Source organism: Bacillus sp. ISL-47 (assembly GCF_018613175.1).
Classification (GTDB): Bacteria; Bacillota; Bacilli; order Bacillales; family Cytobacillaceae; genus Cytobacillus.
Genome location: NZ_JAGGQS010000008.1, coordinates 147,519 through 163,643, shown reverse-complemented (window position 1 = coordinate 163,643; position 16,125 = coordinate 147,519). Strand labels below are relative to the sequence as shown.

Annotated in this window: 16 protein-coding genes; 4 read left to right on the top strand and 12 right to left on the bottom strand. The window is 43.5% G+C overall.

Annotation, left to right across the window (positions count from 1 at the left end; translation table 11 throughout):
- Positions 1 to 388 precede the first annotated feature (388 nt).
- Together J7I93_RS04185 and J7I93_RS04180 are read left to right on the top strand one after the other, a co-directional pair.
- Positions 389 to 2,020 (top strand): acetolactate synthase large subunit, encoded by a 1,632-nt coding sequence (locus J7I93_RS04185; protein WP_214723583.1) that lies wholly within the window; start codon positions 389 to 391, stop codon positions 2,018 to 2,020.
- A 14-nt stretch (positions 2,021 to 2,034) separates the two neighbouring features.
- The gene (locus tag J7I93_RS04180; RefSeq protein ID WP_214723581.1) at positions 2,035 to 3,471 is read left to right on the top strand and encodes an aldehyde dehydrogenase family protein; all 1,437 of its coding nucleotides are present in this window, start codon (positions 2,035 to 2,037) and stop codon (positions 3,469 to 3,471) included.
- 291 nt (positions 3,472 to 3,762) lie between these two features.
- Here J7I93_RS04180 and J7I93_RS04175 read toward each other — a convergent pair whose 3' ends face one another.
- The 7 genes from J7I93_RS04175 to speE all read right to left on the bottom strand — a co-directional run bounded on the left by J7I93_RS04175 (position 3,763) and on the right by speE (position 8,622).
- Positions 3,763 to 3,942, bottom strand: coding sequence for a XapX domain-containing protein (locus J7I93_RS04175; protein WP_214723579.1), 180 nt, complete (start codon positions 3,940 to 3,942; stop codon positions 3,763 to 3,765).
- 229 nt (positions 3,943 to 4,171) lie between these two features.
- Positions 4,172 to 5,842 (bottom strand): arginine--tRNA ligase, encoded by a 1,671-nt coding sequence (gene argS, locus J7I93_RS04170; RefSeq protein WP_214723577.1) that lies wholly within the window; start codon positions 5,840 to 5,842, stop codon positions 4,172 to 4,174.
- Entirely contained in the window at positions 5,829 to 6,281 is a 453-nt protein-coding gene (locus J7I93_RS04165) for a YwiB family protein (RefSeq protein WP_214723575.1), read from the bottom strand. The genes argS and J7I93_RS04165 overlap by 14 nt, the downstream gene beginning before the upstream one ends.
- Before the next feature lie 114 nt (positions 6,282 to 6,395).
- A complete protein-coding gene (locus tag J7I93_RS04160; RefSeq protein ID WP_214723573.1) occupies positions 6,396 to 6,575 on the bottom strand; it encodes a hypothetical protein in 180 nt (59 codons plus the stop codon).
- Positions 6,576 to 6,581: 6 nt separating this feature from the next.
- Positions 6,582 to 6,779: a hypothetical protein gene (locus J7I93_RS04155; RefSeq protein WP_214987679.1), complete on the bottom strand. Its 198-nt coding sequence runs from the start codon at positions 6,777 to 6,779 to the stop codon at positions 6,582 to 6,584.
- An 88-nt stretch (positions 6,780 to 6,867) separates the two neighbouring features.
- Positions 6,868 to 7,746: an agmatinase gene (gene speB, locus J7I93_RS04150; RefSeq protein WP_251025720.1), complete on the bottom strand. Its 879-nt coding sequence runs from the start codon at positions 7,744 to 7,746 to the stop codon at positions 6,868 to 6,870.
- A 48-nt stretch (positions 7,747 to 7,794) separates the two neighbouring features.
- Positions 7,795 to 8,622 carry a spermidine synthase gene (gene speE / locus J7I93_RS04145; RefSeq protein WP_110063681.1) on the bottom strand — a complete coding sequence of 276 codons (828 nt, stop codon included), beginning with the start codon at positions 8,620 to 8,622 and terminating at the stop codon, positions 7,795 to 7,797.
- Positions 8,623 to 8,877: 255 nt separating this feature from the next.
- On the opposite strand from speE, the gene J7I93_RS04140 reads away from it, so the two are divergent.
- Complete coding sequence (locus J7I93_RS04140) at positions 8,878 to 10,947, top strand: transglycosylase domain-containing protein (protein ID WP_214723569.1); 2,070 nt, start codon at positions 8,878 to 8,880, stop codon at positions 10,945 to 10,947.
- Positions 10,948 to 11,456: 509 nt separating this feature from the next.
- Here the strand turns inward: J7I93_RS04140 and J7I93_RS04135 are convergent.
- Together J7I93_RS04135 and J7I93_RS04130 are read right to left on the bottom strand one after the other, a co-directional pair.
- Positions 11,457 to 11,969, bottom strand: coding sequence for a YwhD family protein (locus tag J7I93_RS04135; RefSeq protein WP_214723567.1), 513 nt, complete (start codon positions 11,967 to 11,969; stop codon positions 11,457 to 11,459).
- A 44-nt stretch (positions 11,970 to 12,013) separates the two neighbouring features.
- Complete coding sequence (locus tag J7I93_RS04130) at positions 12,014 to 12,673, bottom strand: site-2 protease family protein (RefSeq protein WP_214723565.1); 660 nt, start codon at positions 12,671 to 12,673, stop codon at positions 12,014 to 12,016.
- A gap of 240 nt (positions 12,674 to 12,913) precedes the next feature.
- On the opposite strand from J7I93_RS04130, the gene J7I93_RS04125 reads away from it, so the two are divergent.
- Positions 12,914 to 13,099, top strand: coding sequence for a 2-hydroxymuconate tautomerase (locus tag J7I93_RS04125; protein ID WP_214723563.1), 186 nt, complete (start codon positions 12,914 to 12,916; stop codon positions 13,097 to 13,099).
- A 224-nt stretch (positions 13,100 to 13,323) separates the two neighbouring features.
- Here the strand turns inward: J7I93_RS04125 and J7I93_RS04120 are convergent, their stop codons facing one another.
- From J7I93_RS04120 to J7I93_RS04110, 3 genes are all read right to left on the bottom strand, one after another.
- Positions 13,324 to 13,833, bottom strand: coding sequence for a YwgA family protein (locus tag J7I93_RS04120; protein WP_214723561.1), 510 nt, complete (start codon positions 13,831 to 13,833; stop codon positions 13,324 to 13,326).
- A gap of 65 nt (positions 13,834 to 13,898) precedes the next feature.
- Positions 13,899 to 15,200: an HD domain-containing protein gene (locus tag J7I93_RS04115; protein ID WP_214723559.1), complete on the bottom strand. Its 1,302-nt coding sequence runs from the start codon at positions 15,198 to 15,200 to the stop codon at positions 13,899 to 13,901.
- Positions 15,201 to 15,575: 375 nt separating this feature from the next.
- Positions 15,576 to 15,800 (bottom strand): YuzB family protein, encoded by a 225-nt coding sequence (locus J7I93_RS04110; protein WP_026581947.1) that lies wholly within the window; start codon positions 15,798 to 15,800, stop codon positions 15,576 to 15,578.
- Between the last annotated feature and the right edge of the window lie 325 nt (positions 15,801 to 16,125).

Here is a 16,125-nt window from a genome sequence, read left to right as displayed (position 1 = left end):
AGTTATGTCCCAGCCTCCTTTCATTTTAACTTGATTTCTTTTACCTTTTGCCTCAATTCCTCTAGCAGCCATCCTGCGCAGACACCTGACAAAATCGGAGAATTCATCCGCATTATATATCTCATCCCCATATTGTATAACTCTCGATTTTATGAACTCCCTTTTGCGTAAAAAAACAATCTACCTTTTTAACTCAGCAAAGCACTCATACGGAAAGTTCCCTCAAAATTGTATTCCTAAAATTTCTTTCAATACTTCCCTTTGAGTTCCCATCAGTTATTCGGTTTTGTTCTTCTCAATACAAAAGGGTTCCCTCTGTTTAGGCAGACATATATGTGGAATAGTCAAATAAGGTGCTTTTTTATCAAAAACTCAGGAGGTGTCAGGAATGAATGCAGCTCAGCTGCTGATTAAATGCCTTGAAAACGAAGGGGTTGAATATATCTTCGGGGTTCCCGGTGAGGAGAACCTGGACATTATGGATGCCCTTCTCGATTCAAGCATCGAGTTTATTGTGACAAGACATGAGACAAATGCCGCATTTATGGCGGGGACATACGGCAGGCTTACAGGAAAACCAGGAGTCTGCCTGGCCACTCTCGGACCGGGTGCAACAAACCTGCTGACAGGTGTTGCCAATGCTAATATGGACCACTGCCCACTTATTGCGATTACAGGCCAGGCAGGATTGGATAGGCAGCACAAAATTTCCCATCAATATTATGATTTGGTTTCTGTTTTTGAACCGGTAACAAAATGGAATACCCAGGTGAAGACAGCAGATATCATCCCGGAGGTTGTCAGAAAAGCATTTCGGGTAGCGACAACGGAAAAGCCTGGCGCCACACATATTGATTTGCCAGAAGATATTGCCGCCATGGAGGTGGAGGCATCCCCGCTCAAGGTTATGAATCACTCTTTATCAGAAGCGAGTGAACGGGTGATCCAGGAAGCCGCAAAGCTAATGGAAGACGCTAAACATCCTCTCATCCTGGCTGGCATGGGCGTTGAAAGAGGACAAGCCTCGGACAGCCTGCGTGCATTAGTGGAAAAAACCCAGATTCCTGTTGTCCATACCTTCATGGGAAAGGGTGCCCTATCGTGGAGAAATGAATTAAGCCTGCTGACCGCCGGTTTAAGCAGCCATGATTATATTACCTGCGGATTCCGGGAAGCAGACCTCATTATTACCATTGGCTTTGATATGGCTGAATATCCTCCAAAAAATTGGAATCCCGGCGGGCAAACACCGATTTTGCATATTGATACCATTGAGGCTGAAACGGATGCAAACTATCCGGTGAAACACCATGTGATCGGCGATATCAAAGAAAACTTACAAGAGTTGAACCATGCACTCTCCCCTGCCGAACGTGATAACAAATGGGTTGCCAATGTAAGAAGCAAAGCACTCAGCGAATTAGAGTCATTTGAAAATGACGCAGGCTTCCCTGTTAAGCCGCAAAAAATGATATCTGACCTGAGAGAAGTCCTAAATGATGACGACATCGTCATATCGGATGTTGGGGCACACAAAATGTGGATGGCCCGAATGTATCATACCTATGAACCCCATACATGCCTCATTTCAAACGGACTTGCTTCCATGGGTATAGCTGTTCCTGGAGCCATTGCCGCCAAAATGGCCCATCCTGATAAAAACGTCGTGGCCGTTTGCGGAGACGGTGCCTTCCAAATGTCGAGCGCAGAACTTGAAACGGCCAAAAGACTCGACCTTCCCATTGTGATTCTTTTATGGAGAGATGAAGGCTACGGTTTGATTGAATGGAAACAGTTAAATGAGTTTAACCGGTCATCCCATGTTAAGTTCGGAAATCCTGATTTTATCCAGCTTGCAAAATCATATGGATTTGAGGCAATCGAGATTCAAGACACAAACGAATTGAAATCCTCTCTGGAAAAAGCAGTTGGCATGAATAAGCCAGTCCTGATTGATTGTCCGGTAGACTATAGCGAAAATATGAAACTCACAGAGAAACTAGGTAAAATTCTCTGTTAGCAAAGGAGGAGCAGATGATGATCATAGGCTCAATTATCAATGGAAAAGAGAGAAATGAAACCCACCGTGACACACTTGAGGTCCGGAACCCCTACAATCAGGAGCTTGTAGCCGAAATAGCTCTAGCAGTTAAAGATGACATGGAAGAAGCCATAAATAATAGTGTGAAAACCTTTGAAACCACTATGAAGAAAATGCCCGCTTTTGAAAAGGCTGATCTATTGCGGAACGCCGCTGATATTCTGGAGGAGAAAACGGAGGAATTTGCGGCCATCATTGTCCAGGAGGCCGGAAAACCGATCAAGCATAGCCGGGCTGAAGTTAAACGGTCTATTCAGATTCTCCGTTTTGCATCAGAGCTTTCTAAAAATATCACTGGTGAAGTCCTTCCTATGGATGCTGCCCTTCGCGGAGAAAACAGAATGGGAATGGTTAAGCACACGCCAATCGGCCCAGTAGGTGCGATCACCCCCTTTAACTTTCCTTTAAATTTATCTCTTCATAAAATAGCACCTGCTATAGCAGCCGGCAATACGGTTATTTTTAAACCGGCTGAAAAAACACCGGTCTCCGCTTATATGCTTGTAAAACTCTTTGAAGAAGCCGGGCTGCCAGATGGCGTGTTGAATCTTGTCCTTGGTACAGGAGAAACAGTGGGAGCCCACCTTACCACCCATAAACTGGTCCCCAAGATTACCTTTACAGGAAGCCTTGCAGTTGGAAAAATGATTCGGGATACGGCCGGCCTAAAAAAGGTAACGATGGAGCTAGGTTCAAATTCACCCAATATTATTTTCGAAGATGCCGATCTTGATAACGCTGTTGATAAGCTTTTGATGGCGGCCTTTGGCTTTTCAGGCCAGGTCTGTGTTTCTGCACAGAGAATCTATGTCCATCAAAGCCTTTACGAGCCCTTTCTTGAAAAATTCATTAAAGCTACAAACAGGCTTAAGATTGGCGACCCGCGTGAGGAAAGCACCGATATTGGGCCGATGATTGATGAAGGTGCCGCTTCCAAGACAAAAGCCTGGATCGACGAAGCCCGGGATCATGGTGCAAAAATTGAGACAGGCGGGGAACAAGATGGAACCGTTGTGTCACCGACGATCCTCACAAATGTGAATCGTGATATGAAGGTTGTTTCAGATGAGGCATTTGCTCCCCTGGTTTCGGTTATGCCTTTTGAAACCGAAGAGGAAGCAATCCAGCGTACCAATAATTCCGTATACGGATTACAAGCCGGTGTGTTCACGAAGGATATTGACCGTGCTATCCGTGTAGCGGACAGCCTGGAAATGGGCGGCGTCTGGATCAATGAAGCTTCAAGCTACAGGCAGGACAACTACCCTTACGGCGGTGTAAAAGAAAGCGGCATCGGCCGCGAAGGCGTAAAATATGCAATCAGAGAAATGACAGAAATGAAATTCATTGGAATTAATTTGAAAGGTTAATGCTGATAAAATGGACAAATCCTCAAGGGTTTGTTCATTTTTCTTTCAAATAGGGTTCTCCTAAATTCAAAGCTATGTTTTCATCAGAGTTTGATCCTCTTTGAAAACTCTCATAAAGGTTTATTCGCAAAATCCAGGATTTGTTCGCAAGTTTGCCCATTTTATTCGCATAATTTTACGGTTTGTTCGCTAATTTTCATCATTTCTTCGTTAAAATTCATGTTTTATTCGCTGAGTTCACAATGGCGCAAAATAAGGGATGACCCGCAAAATTTGCGGACATCCCTTCTCTTATCTCACTATATTCTGCAGCCACGGCAAAACCACTTCGTACGCTTTAAAGCCAAGATAAATGCCAACAATGCCCATGATTCCAGGAAGAGCTGGCGGCGCAGGAATCGGCAGCTTCATAAAAGCAAATATAAATCCAACCAGAAATCCTGTAAGTATTGATAATAGAACGATTTTCATGATATCCTCCTTATTTTTGCTTACTATGCTTTACCCCTCTGACCCGCAGACTAACGGGCAGTAAGTCCCTTTAAATTTAAGGTTGCCTGCATGGTTCAACTAACACTCAGAATATCACTGAGTGAAGTTTCACTCTACTATAAACCTACACATATGCTCTTAGCTTCCCCTTTTTCGGCAAAAACATGAAAAAAGCCGGCACTTGAAGGTGCCAGCCTACTTTTAGCTATTACATTTTCTCCGGAGCAGATACTCCGATCAATGCCAGTGCATTTTTCAATGTTGTTTGTACCGCTTTAATTAATGCCAAACGGGCTTTTGTTCTTTCCGGATTTTCAGCATCCAATACTTTTTCAGCATTGTAGAAGCTATGGAAAGTGGAAGCCAGCTCAAAAATATAGTTCGTAATTCTGTGCGGCATACGCTTTTGCGCTGCTTCAGCCACAGCCTGCGGGAATTCGCCGATCTTCTTAAGAACGTCCATTTCCTTTTCCGCTTGGATAAGAGAGAAATCTGCGTTATTGTCTGCAGTCATGCCCTGCTCTTCACCCTGGCGCAGGATACTGGAGATACGGGCGTGTGCGTACTGCGCATAATAAACAGGATTTTCATTTGACTGGGATACAGCCAAATCAAGGTCGAAATCCAGGTGCGTATCTGCACTTCTCATTGCGAAGAAGTAGCGTGTCGCGTCCAGTCCTACCTCTTCCACTAGATCGCGCATGGTTACGGCTTTACCTGTACGTTTGCTCATCTTCATCTTTTCACCGTTTTTATACAAATGAACAAGCTGGATGATTTCCACTTCTAGCGCTTCACGGTCATAGCCCAGTGCCTGGATCGCTGCTTTCATACGCGGAATATAGCCGTGATGGTCAGCACCCCAAATGTTGATCAGCTTTTCAAAGCCTCTTTCAAGCTTGTCCTTATGGTAAGCAATATCCGGAGTCAGATACGTATAAGAACCGTCATTTTTAATGAGTACGCGGTCTTTATCATCGCCGAAAGTAGTCGAGCGGAACCATGTAGCGCCGTCCTCTTCATAAATATGACCGTTATCCTTTAACGCCTTTAAAGCAGTGTCGATTTTCCCGTTGTTATAAAGAGATGTTTCGGAATACCAGACATCAAATGGCACTCGGAAATCCTCCAAGTCCTGCTTAAGCTTGGCCATCTCATATTTCAAACCATATTCACGGAAAAAGTCAAAGCGCTCTTTTTCATCTGCATTTACATATTTATCGCCGTATTCTTCCGCAAGCTTTTTGCCGATGCCGATAATATCTTCACCATGGTAGCCGTCAGCAGGCATTTCTTTTTCCATGCCAAGAGCCTGGAAGTAACGCGCTTCAACAGACAGAGCCAGATTGTTTATCTGATTTCCTGCATCGTTAATATAGTATTCACGGGAAACATCATAGCCGGCTTTATCTAAAATATTGCATAGGGAGTCCCCGACTGCCGCACCGCGGGCATGTCCCAAATGCAAATCGCCAGTCGGGTTCGCTGAAACAAACTCCACCTGGATTTTTTGGCTGTTGCCGACTGTCGTTTCGCCGTACTTAGCCCCTGCTTCAAGTACAGCCGGTATCAGGTCAGTCAAATAAGAATTATACATGTAGAAATTGATAAAGCCAGGGCCTGCAATTTCAATTTTTTCAATCGAAGCCTTTGAGCTGTCAAAATTAGCGATAAGATCCTCCGCAATCATTCTCGGCGCCTTTTTGGCCACACGAGCCAATTGCATCGCCATATTGGTAGAATAATCGCCATGAGCCTTTTCCTTCGGGATTTCAAGAATAACATCCGGAATTTGCTCTTCCGCCGCCAAACCCGCCTTCACGACGGCATCCTTAATTTCCTGCTTAAGTTTGCTTTGTACCTGCTCAACTATGTTCATTGTTCTCCTCCTCAAACGTTATCGCCAAATGGTATGTACCTGCCTGGGATCCTTGCATTTTTAAATCGTATAAAATATCGATTGAGCCTTCACCTGATTTCTCATCATATTGATGAACCATCCTTTTGGTCATTGTGCCCATCTCAAACACTCCATAAGGCGTCTGGTAGCTGCCCCGGAGCTTTTTATTCATCTTGAACGGCAGCCTCATCTTCACGGCGCCGCTTCGTAAAATCAGCCCATCTGTGTCGGACAATTTTATAATCGTTTTTACCGTTCCCTCTTCCATCTCTTCATCATACTGAAGAAAACGGGAAGCATCTTTTATATAGTATCGGCCAAAAGCAGTCAATTCAAAAGTATCTTTACTGCCTCCGCTGCGAATATCCGTCTTCACTTTAATCTTCACAGGCATTTGTTCCGCTGAGCGACTGGACAACGGCAACACATCCTTTTCATCTTGTCTATAACTATATAAGTATAAATACTCCACAGGGAAAGTGCAAGGGTACCAGGTACCACCCGAATTTTGTCGAAAAAAAAGGATGAAACGTCAGGTTTCGTCCTTTTTACTTTGCTCAAGCTGGCGGGAAATTTCCCTTAGTATTTGATTTTTTTCCTTCAGTGTTTTAATCAGGCTCACCGCAAACCAAATGCCGAAGACCAGGACAGCGATATAAAATAAAAAAGGGATAATAGCAAAGAGCGGAAAAAGTGATCCTGCATCCATCATTTATATTCAACCTCCTTCTTCGTCCATTTTCCGTTTAAAAATAAGCTCATAAAAAGCAGGAGTGCCGTAACCTCTTGCCTGGAGCAAATATCTGAACGAGCTCCCATCCCTCTTTTCATGCTCCCGGACAATCTTGTGATAATCCCTTGCTGGCGCCAGCTTAAAACTGGATAATTCTACTTTAACAAATGTATGTTCATACATCGTTATCACCCCTTTTCCTTTCATACGGCGACAAAAAGGAAAAAGTTTCAACAACACAAAAAACGGAGACAGAGTCCCCGTTCTCAAATTATTTTTTAACCCATCCAAGTATCATTTCACGCATCATCTTGCTCGCTGTATTGGCTGTTTGTTCAGATGGATCATAGATTGGCGCAACCTCTACAAGATCAGCACCGACAACTTTTACATCTGAATGCGCAATTTCATGGATGGAAAGAAGCAATTCTCTTGATGTGATGCCGCCTGCGTCCACTGTACCTGTTCCAGGCGCGTGTGCAGGGTCTAAAACATCAATATCGATTGTCACGTAAACCGGACGGCCTGCAAGCTTAGGAAGGATATCTTTCAGCGGCTTATGCACTTCAAATTTGGAAATGTGCATGCCGACTTCCTTTGCCCATTGGAATTCCTCTTTCATTCCCGAACGGATTCCAAAAGAATAGACATTGCCTGGTCCGATCAGATCAGCGGCTTTTCGGATTGGCGTAGAGTGGGATAATGGCTCCCCTTCATAATGCTCCCGCAGATCCGTATGGGCATCCATATGGATAATCGCTAAATCCGGGTACTTTTTGTACATCGCCTTAATGACAGGCCAGGAAACCAAATGCTCTCCGCCCATGCCAAGAGGAAATTTATCTTCAGCCAGCAGCTGATCGATAAACTCTTCAATCATATCAATGCTTTTTTGCGGATTTCCGAAAGGCAGCGGAATGTCTCCAGCATCATAGTATTTTACCTCTTCCAGCTCGCGGTCAAGATAAGGGCTGTACTCTTCCAGTCCAATAGACACTTCACGAATGCGGGCAGGGCCGAAACGTGAACCCGGACGGTAGCTTACTGTCCAGTCCATCGGCATTCCATAAATGACCGCTTCACTCTCTTCATAACTCGGATGGCTTTTAATGAACACATTGCCTGAATAGGCTTCATCGAAACGAACCAAGGTCATCCCTCGCTTTAAAAATATTGGGGGACTAGCCCCCGTTTCAGCTTACTTCACTAAATCCTGTACGAACTTAGGCAATACAAACGCAGCTTTGTGCAATTCTTTTGTATAGTATTTTGTTTCAATGTCATGGAAACGCTCTTCGCTAACTTCCAGCGGATCATATTTTTTAGAACCAATTGTAAATGCCCACATGCCGCTTGGGTACGTTGGGATATTAGCAGTGTACAAACGAGTAATTGGGAAAATCTCTTTTACATCGCGCTGTACGTTGCGGATCAAGTCTGCTTTGAACCAAGGGTTGTCAGACTGTGCTACAAAGATACCGTCTTCTTTAAGAGCTTTGGAGATTCCAGCATAAAACCCTTTTGTGAATAGGTTTACTGCCGGGCCAACCGGCTCCGTAGAATCAACCATGATGACGTCGTATTCATTTTCACTTTCAGCTATGTGCATAAAACCGTCGCCTACCTGTACATCAACGCGAGGATCATCCAGTTTGCCTGCAATCTCAGGAAGGTACTTTTTAGAGTACTCGATTACCTTTCCATCAATATCAACAAGAGTCGCTTTCTTTACACTTGGATGCTTAAGCACTTCACGGATAACACCGCCATCACCGCCGCCAACAACAAGTACGTTCTCAGGGTTTGGATGCGTGAACAGAGGAATATGTGCAACCATCTCATGGTAAACAAACTCATCCTTGATTGAAGTCATAACCATATCATCAAGAAGAAGCATATTGCCCCACTCTTCTGTTTCAACCATATCAAGCTTTTGAAAATCTGTCTGCTCTGTATGTAAAGTACGCTTCACCTTCATCGTAATTCCAAAATTCTCAGTTTGTTTCTCTGTGAACCAAAGTCCCATTTTTTAATCATTCCTTCCATAAAAAAATGAATTATCAGTTATATGAGCAGCAAAAAGCATTATCATCTTTTATACTTCCCTAACATGCAAATTACAAACACAGAAAAAGTATAGTTGAATCTAGCAAAATTGCAAGAAAAATTTCGCTAATTAGTAGAGAAAGATGTTTAAAACTTCCCTGTTTTTTCAATACTGAGGATATGTACTTATAATTGCTTTGTTTTTAATTAAGAAAGAACTTGGGGGGTGACTTCATTGGAGATTATAACGGATCAGCGTTTTCGAAAAACGATTAAATATTTGCGCGCTATACTCATTATTAGCTTAATAGGCATGGCTCTAACAGTCGTTATGATTGGGGGGATCCTGGTCTATGCAAAAATATTGGGCCCGCCGCCGCTCGCCGTTCCGCAATCCACTTTATTTTTTGCAGAGGATGGAACGGTAATTGGGGAAAGCCATAACGGTCAAAAGCGCTATTGGGCACCTCTTGAAGATATAAGCCCCCATCTAATTGATGCGACTGTTTCGATTGAGGATAAGAATTTTTTCGACCACAATGGGTTCGATTATAAAAGAATCGCCGGCGCAGCTCTGGCTGATATCAAAGCGATGGCAAAGGTACAGGGTGCGAGCACCATCAGCCAGCAATATGCCCGCAATCTTTTTCTTGAACACGAAAAAACCTGGAAGCGGAAAATACTTGAGGCATTCTATACCATCAGGCTTGAGATGAACTACACCAAGAAGGAGATCCTCGAAGGCTATTTAAATACGATATATTACGGAAATGGCGCTTATGGGGCTCAGGCAGCCAGCCACTTTTATTTTGGAAAGGACGCAATTGATCTTACCCTGGCTGAGGCTGCGATTTTATCCGGAATTCCTAAGGGTCCTGGCATTTACTCGCCATTTGCATCAGCTGAAAAAGCAAACATGCGGCAAAAGGTTATTCTGCAAACGATGGTTAAAAACGGAATAATCAGCCAGAAAGAAGCTGATAAAGCTGTTGCTGAAGAACTGAAACTTGTCGGTGAGCACCTTCACCCTAAATCAAAAACGGCGCCCTATTTCCAGGACGCTGTCCGCAACGCGCTAAAAACACAGCTGAAGCTGGATGACCGGACGATTGAATTGGGAGGATTAAAGGTATACACCACTCTGGATCTGAAGGAACAAGAAATTGCGGAGGAAACAGTTGGTAAGCTTATGTCAAAAGACTCGGAGATTCAAGTTGGTTTTGTGGCCATGAATCCAAAAAACGGCTATGTTAAAGCAATGGTCGGAGGAAGGAATTATGAGGAAAGCCCCTTTAACAGGGCAGTCCAGGCTGTCCGGCAGCCAGGATCAACGATAAAGCCGCTGTTGTATTATGCGGCCCTGGAGCAGGGTTTTACCCCTTCAACTCCGATTCGAAGCGAACAGACAACCTTCCGCTTTGAAGATGGCACACCCGATTATACACCGCATAATTTTAACAGCAAATATGCGGATGATAATATAACAATGGCGCAGGCACTTGCCTTATCAGACAACGTCTATGCAGTAAAAACTCACTTGTTTTTAGGAGAGGAGACTCTCGTCAATACAGCCAAGAAATTTGGTATTACGTCGAAAATGGCAAAGGTTCCTTCCCTTGCACTTGGAACTTCCGGGGTAAGGGTCATTGAGCTGGCAAACGCATACAGCATGTTTGCCAATGGCGGAAAAAAGGTATCCCCAGTCATGATTAAGCGCGTTGAAAACCATAAGGGCGAAGTCATCTATCAGCAGGAGCCCTTCCAAATGAAGGTTCTGCGGCCGGATCTTGCTTTTGTGATGACCCATATGATGACCGGAATCTTTGATCCGAAGCTAAATGGATATGCCCGCGTAACAGGGAGCACGGTGATTAACGACATGACACGCCCATACGCCGGAAAGTCGGGATCAACCGAAACAGACAGCTGGATGGCCGGCTTCACCCCCCAGCTAGTGACGGCTGTATGGACTGGCTACGACAAAGGCCAAATGATTACGAACACAGTTGAAAAAACATATGCCAAGAACATATGGATCCGGTTTATGGAGGAAGCCCATAAAGGAAAGCCTTCAAAAGCCTTTAAAGCGCCAAAGGGCACAGTTGGCGTCTATGTTGACCCTGCCAATGGAAAAATTGCTGCAGATAACTGCCCGGTCAAGCGCCTGACCTATTTCGCCGAAGGCACAGAACCGACGGAATACTGTACAGACCATTTAAACCACAAACAAGAGAAAGCACCTGAACAATCTGATAAGAAGCCGAAGACACCTTGGTATAAGAAATTATTCCAATGGGCTTCGTGATTATGATTACTGCTTTGATGCCCGATCTTAGAATGAGATCGGGCATTTTTGATTTTTAATCAATCTTCCTGTTGAGCTTGAGAAAATTAGACCTTTCGTTTATTCCCTGGCCTTCCCGCTGAGCTCGCGCGCAAGATTTACTGCTTTGCGTTCATTCTCGACTGTATACGCTTTGGCCGGCCACTATCGTCTCGTTTAGTTCCTTTCAGCTGGCTTCCCCTCCGAGTTCCGGCACTAATCACCACATTAGTTCCACTCATCAGGCTTTTCCTTCGACTACTGGCAGTACTCATTAGTTCCACTCAGCCCGACTTTTCCCTAAAATTAGTCACTAACCTCTTCAAAATTGAAAAACCCCGGGGTCCGAATCCCGGGGTTTTTCGTGTCCTAGTGCTATATTGTGCCTTCACACTGTTAAATAGTTTACTTTTTTTATGGGAATTGTACAAGTAGTTAGAAAACCACGTCAACAAACTGTCACAAATTCGTCACAAATTTAAGCTTTTTCTCTAATTCGCTTGTAAATCTGATTTTAGTTGCTCCGCCGATCTTTCCCACATGCCAGCGTCATGGTTCTTTAAAAATTCTACCAGCACTCCCTTGGACTTCTCATCCATGTGGTTAACGATAATCTGTCTTTTAATAGATTTATCCATTCGGTTAACATGCTCTGGAAGCGATTTGTAACCTCTGCGGATTTCTCTGTCAACCGTCATTTCGCATGCTGTCACACCTGCATAATAGGGGCCGCCCTCTTTTCGGTCAATGGTTACCCAAATCAGCCAGTAGGGCTTTCCGTTAGGGACCTCCTCCTTATTTGGAAGGAACTTGATTCCCTTTTCAACCGGGCTTCTGGCATGCATCGCGCCAACTTCAATTGAAGCCTCGCCTTCATCTACATTAATGATCACCGGCGTCACATTATCAAGACTGAGGGTACCGACACCGAAGCCTCCATGCCCATCAGTAGGGTCGTTTTTTATAATATTAAAATCAACTTTCTTCTTCTTTTTTTCTTCCATGTTTAAATCCTCCTAAGCAAGTTTAATCTCAAAGTTTTAACTCATTATGTCATAAATAGTTCGTAGAAAAAATCATTTAATCCGCTCGCCAGCACCGGCAAAACGGTGTTGAAAATTGGCTGTATCGTGTATTGGTCCAGCGGCGTAATCACTAGAATGAGGAAAATAACAGAGCCGTACGCTTCAAATTGGGTAATCTTCGGGCGAATATGGGCGGGAGCCAGATCCTTGATAATCCTATAGCCATCAAGCGGCGGGAACGGCAAAAGATTAAATACAAACAGCACTAAATTTAACTGGATAAAAATATTTAAAAAGTCCGCAACAAATGATGGAAACGATGCCGCTAACCCTGTTCCAGCCAGCATATACCAGATAAAAAAGCCGAGAACAGCCATCACCAGATTGGACAGCGGTCCTGCAATTGAGACTGATATGCCCGCCAGCTTTGGTTTCTTAAAAAAGAATCGATTAACCGGAACGGGCCTGGCCCAGCCAAAACCAGCAATAAAAATCAGGATAGTCCCGATTGGATCCAAATGCTGCATGGGATTCAATGTTAATCTGCCCTGTTTCTGTGCGGTCGGATCTCCGAATTTGTAGGCAACATAAGCATGGGCAAACTCATGGACCGTAAAGGCAATCATCAACGTTACAGCAACATAGGGAATCTCCCTGAGAGAAAACGCCAGAAATTGTTCCAAAAGCCAAAACTCCCTCTCCTGCCGGCAAAATGATGGCACTCATCAGCCAAGCAGCTTTTATATATTTTTATTTTTTGCCAAGATCTACTACATACTATGTACGAAAAGCCCCTGCTATTTCTTATTACCTAAAAGTATACATGAACACCGCACCAAAGGGAAAGAACGTGCAGTCAGGCTTGCACATTGCGAAAAAATATGGAAAACTACAATCAGTAAAATAAGAGGAGGTAATACAAAATGCCATACGTAACAGTAAAAATGCTGGAAGGCCGTTCCGAGGAACAAAAAAAGGCGCTTGTAGAAAAAGTAACAGATGCAGTGAACGAAACAACTGGTGCTTCCAAGGATAAAATTGTCGTATTTATCGAGGAAATGTCCAAAAACCACTATGCAATTGGCGGCAAGCGTTTCAGCGACGAATAAATTCTGGATTATTTTATTAAAAAGGCAGTTTCCCATTGAAAAATATTCTTTTTCAGTGGGAACTGCCCTTTTTTATGAAAATTATTAAGTTTAAATAGATTTCTCTGCGTATAGCTACCATTTATCTGCACATAGAAATTTTTCTCTGCGTATAGATCTGATTTCTCTGCACATAAGATTTTTTCTCTGCGTATAGGTCTCTTAACCACAAAAAAGCCAGGCATTTAATGCTGCCCAGCTTTTTCTCTTAAGCTTTCAATATATTGATAGGCCTGCTCCACTTCTTCGTCTGTGTAGCGCTGTTTGCTTTTTAGTGTAAAAACCTTTTCTTTAACTTCTTCTTTTGGAAGGTCATTAAAATAAAGGACAGTTGAGACAAGCTCAAGGAATCTTGCATTTTGGCCGTTCATATCCATTAGGCAGTTCTGCAGGCTAGGCATTTCCACTTCATTAACAGTCAAGAATTCCTTGCCTGTTTCTGTGAGTGTATACCGATACTGGTAGTAGCCGCCTTTTTTCTCTTTCACTTCGTTTAAAAACCCCATATTGCAAAGCTCTTCGACCCTTAAAGTGAGCTCTTCGGAATAAGGGCCATAAAAGTGAAATTGGAATCTTTCCTGAAAAGGAAATGCGATGTTCTTGGCGATATAAATCATTTTCTGCAGCTTTTTCCGTCCCACAATTTCTTCAGAGACTGCAATGGCATGCATTAATTTGGCGTGATCCTTTAACAAAGCTCTTCATCTCCTACTCCGTTTTTTCCCGTATCTATAGAAAATCAAATGGACTTTATGCAGTCTTAATCGATTTCCAGCAGCATTCTGATTTGTTTTTTTATATTCGGCTTTTTGCTGTCGTCTGAAATAAAGTCAGCCGGAAAATACAGCTTATGGTCTGTTCTGCGTTTACCCGAAATGGCATCAACGATCTCCGATTCACGGGAAAGCTCGCGGATATCCCCATTTTTCAGCAGCAAATGAATGGGCAATCTTTCTTCTTCCTCACCTGGCCGGTAAAAGTCATAAGGCAAGTCTGATGACGAATCAACAACCAGATAATATTCCGGGTCAATGCCTGCTTTTTTAAATAAAGCGGACAACTCAGCCAGCTTCTTATACTCTTTTGCAGGATCAAATTCCACATATTTATATAGATTCCGGTCCATAAAGCGGCAGCAGAGATCTCTCAGGACGGGATCCTCTTCCTCCTGCCACATCTGGAAATAATAAAGAATAATAGCTTCATCAAGCTTTATATAATCTTCAAGTGTGATCTCACCGCTGAATAATGAATAAAAATGGATGGGATCGTATTTAAACGTATAATTTTGTCCGTGCAAATCTTTGGCACGATGCAGAATTTTGGTCAGGATAACCTCTGCACTGCGGGTAACCGGGTGGAAATACACCTGCCAATACATCTGGTACCGGCTCATAATATAATCTTCCACTGCATGCATTCCGCTCTGCTTAATCACTACCTGGTCCTCACGCGGCCTCATGACACGCAAGATCCGCTCCATATCAAAATGGCCGTAGCTGACACCGGTAAAATAAGCATCTCTTTGCAGATAATCCATTCGGTCTGCGTCAATCTGGCTTGAAATCAGGCTGACGACCAGCTTATTTTTGGAGGTTTTGGCAATCACCTCTGCTACCTTTTCAGGAAAATCGGAACTCACCTTTGTAAGCACCTGATTAACCTCGGTATCACCAAGAATAATTGCTCTTGTATAATGCTCATGGTCGAGGTCAAATACTTTTTCGAAGGAATGTGAAAACGGGCCATGCCCCAAATCGTGGAGAAGTGCCGCGCATAATGAGAGGAGGCGTTCTTCTTCATTCCATTCCGGCCTGCCGATAAACACATCATCAGCTATTCGCCGTACAATCTCGTAAACTCCGAGCGAGTGGTTAAAACGGCTATGCTCAGCACCATGGAAGGTTAAGTAGGTTGTTCCAAGCTGTTTAATTCTTCTAAGGCGCTGAAACTCCTTTGTTCCTATCAAATCCCAAATGACTCTGTCCCTGACGTGTATGTAACGGTGGACGGGATCTTTAAATACCTTTTCCTCGCTTAACTTTTCCGCCGAATATGCCATCTTTTCCCTCCGCTTATGTCTGTGTTCCGCTCCGAGCGCGATCGGCCCGATATCTTAAAGCCCGCTGGGATGCGGGTTAAGCAGACGCTGCCACAGGCGTGGCGTCGTTAGTCTGCATTCCTTTATGAGCGCTCTCCGCTTTTATAACCTGTTATTATTATATCCCGATTACTATCCCAATTCATCACAAAATTCCCCGTTATTCATAGCCATTCGACAGGAACCGCATGACAGCAATCATCTATGCCCAAAAATATTTTTCGACTTTTTCAAAAATAACAATAAGCTGTCCATTCTATCTCTTTACCAAATGGGAGCCCAAGATAAACTTGGGCAAAAATAAAAATCACCTAAGGACAAAAGTCAAAAGGCGATTTATTTTTTCAGCTTCTTATTAATTTTCTCCATCAATTCCTCTTCCGTTAATGCGGCAAGGGGACGGTTATTGACGAAAGCAAATGTCTTTTTTCGGCCTGGTCCGCAATAGGACTGGCAGCCGATATCAATTTTAGCGTCAGGATCTATTTCTTTCAAACGCGGTATAAGTGTTTTTAGGTTTACTGCCTGACAATCGTCGCAAACACGAAATTCGTTTGCCATTCTATTACAACCCTTTCTGCGGTCTAACTTTTATTTTAAATAATAGCTCTGTCAAACTTAATTGTTGATTTCCGCTGCAGGCACCTGCAGGCTAGCTTTTCCCGCTGGACACGTTGCTAAAGCACCCCCGAATTAACAAGCCGAAGGAAATGCAAATGCATTTTCGAGAATCTCGCGCTTTCCGCCCAATCTGCTCGATGCTAATTAAAAACAGCCTCTATAGCAGGAAATTTCCTTATTAAAGCATGTCCGATGCACGGTATTTCTATTCAAGTAAGGACTGAATAGCAAACACCCTGCCTAACTGCTACAGGCTATTTTAAAT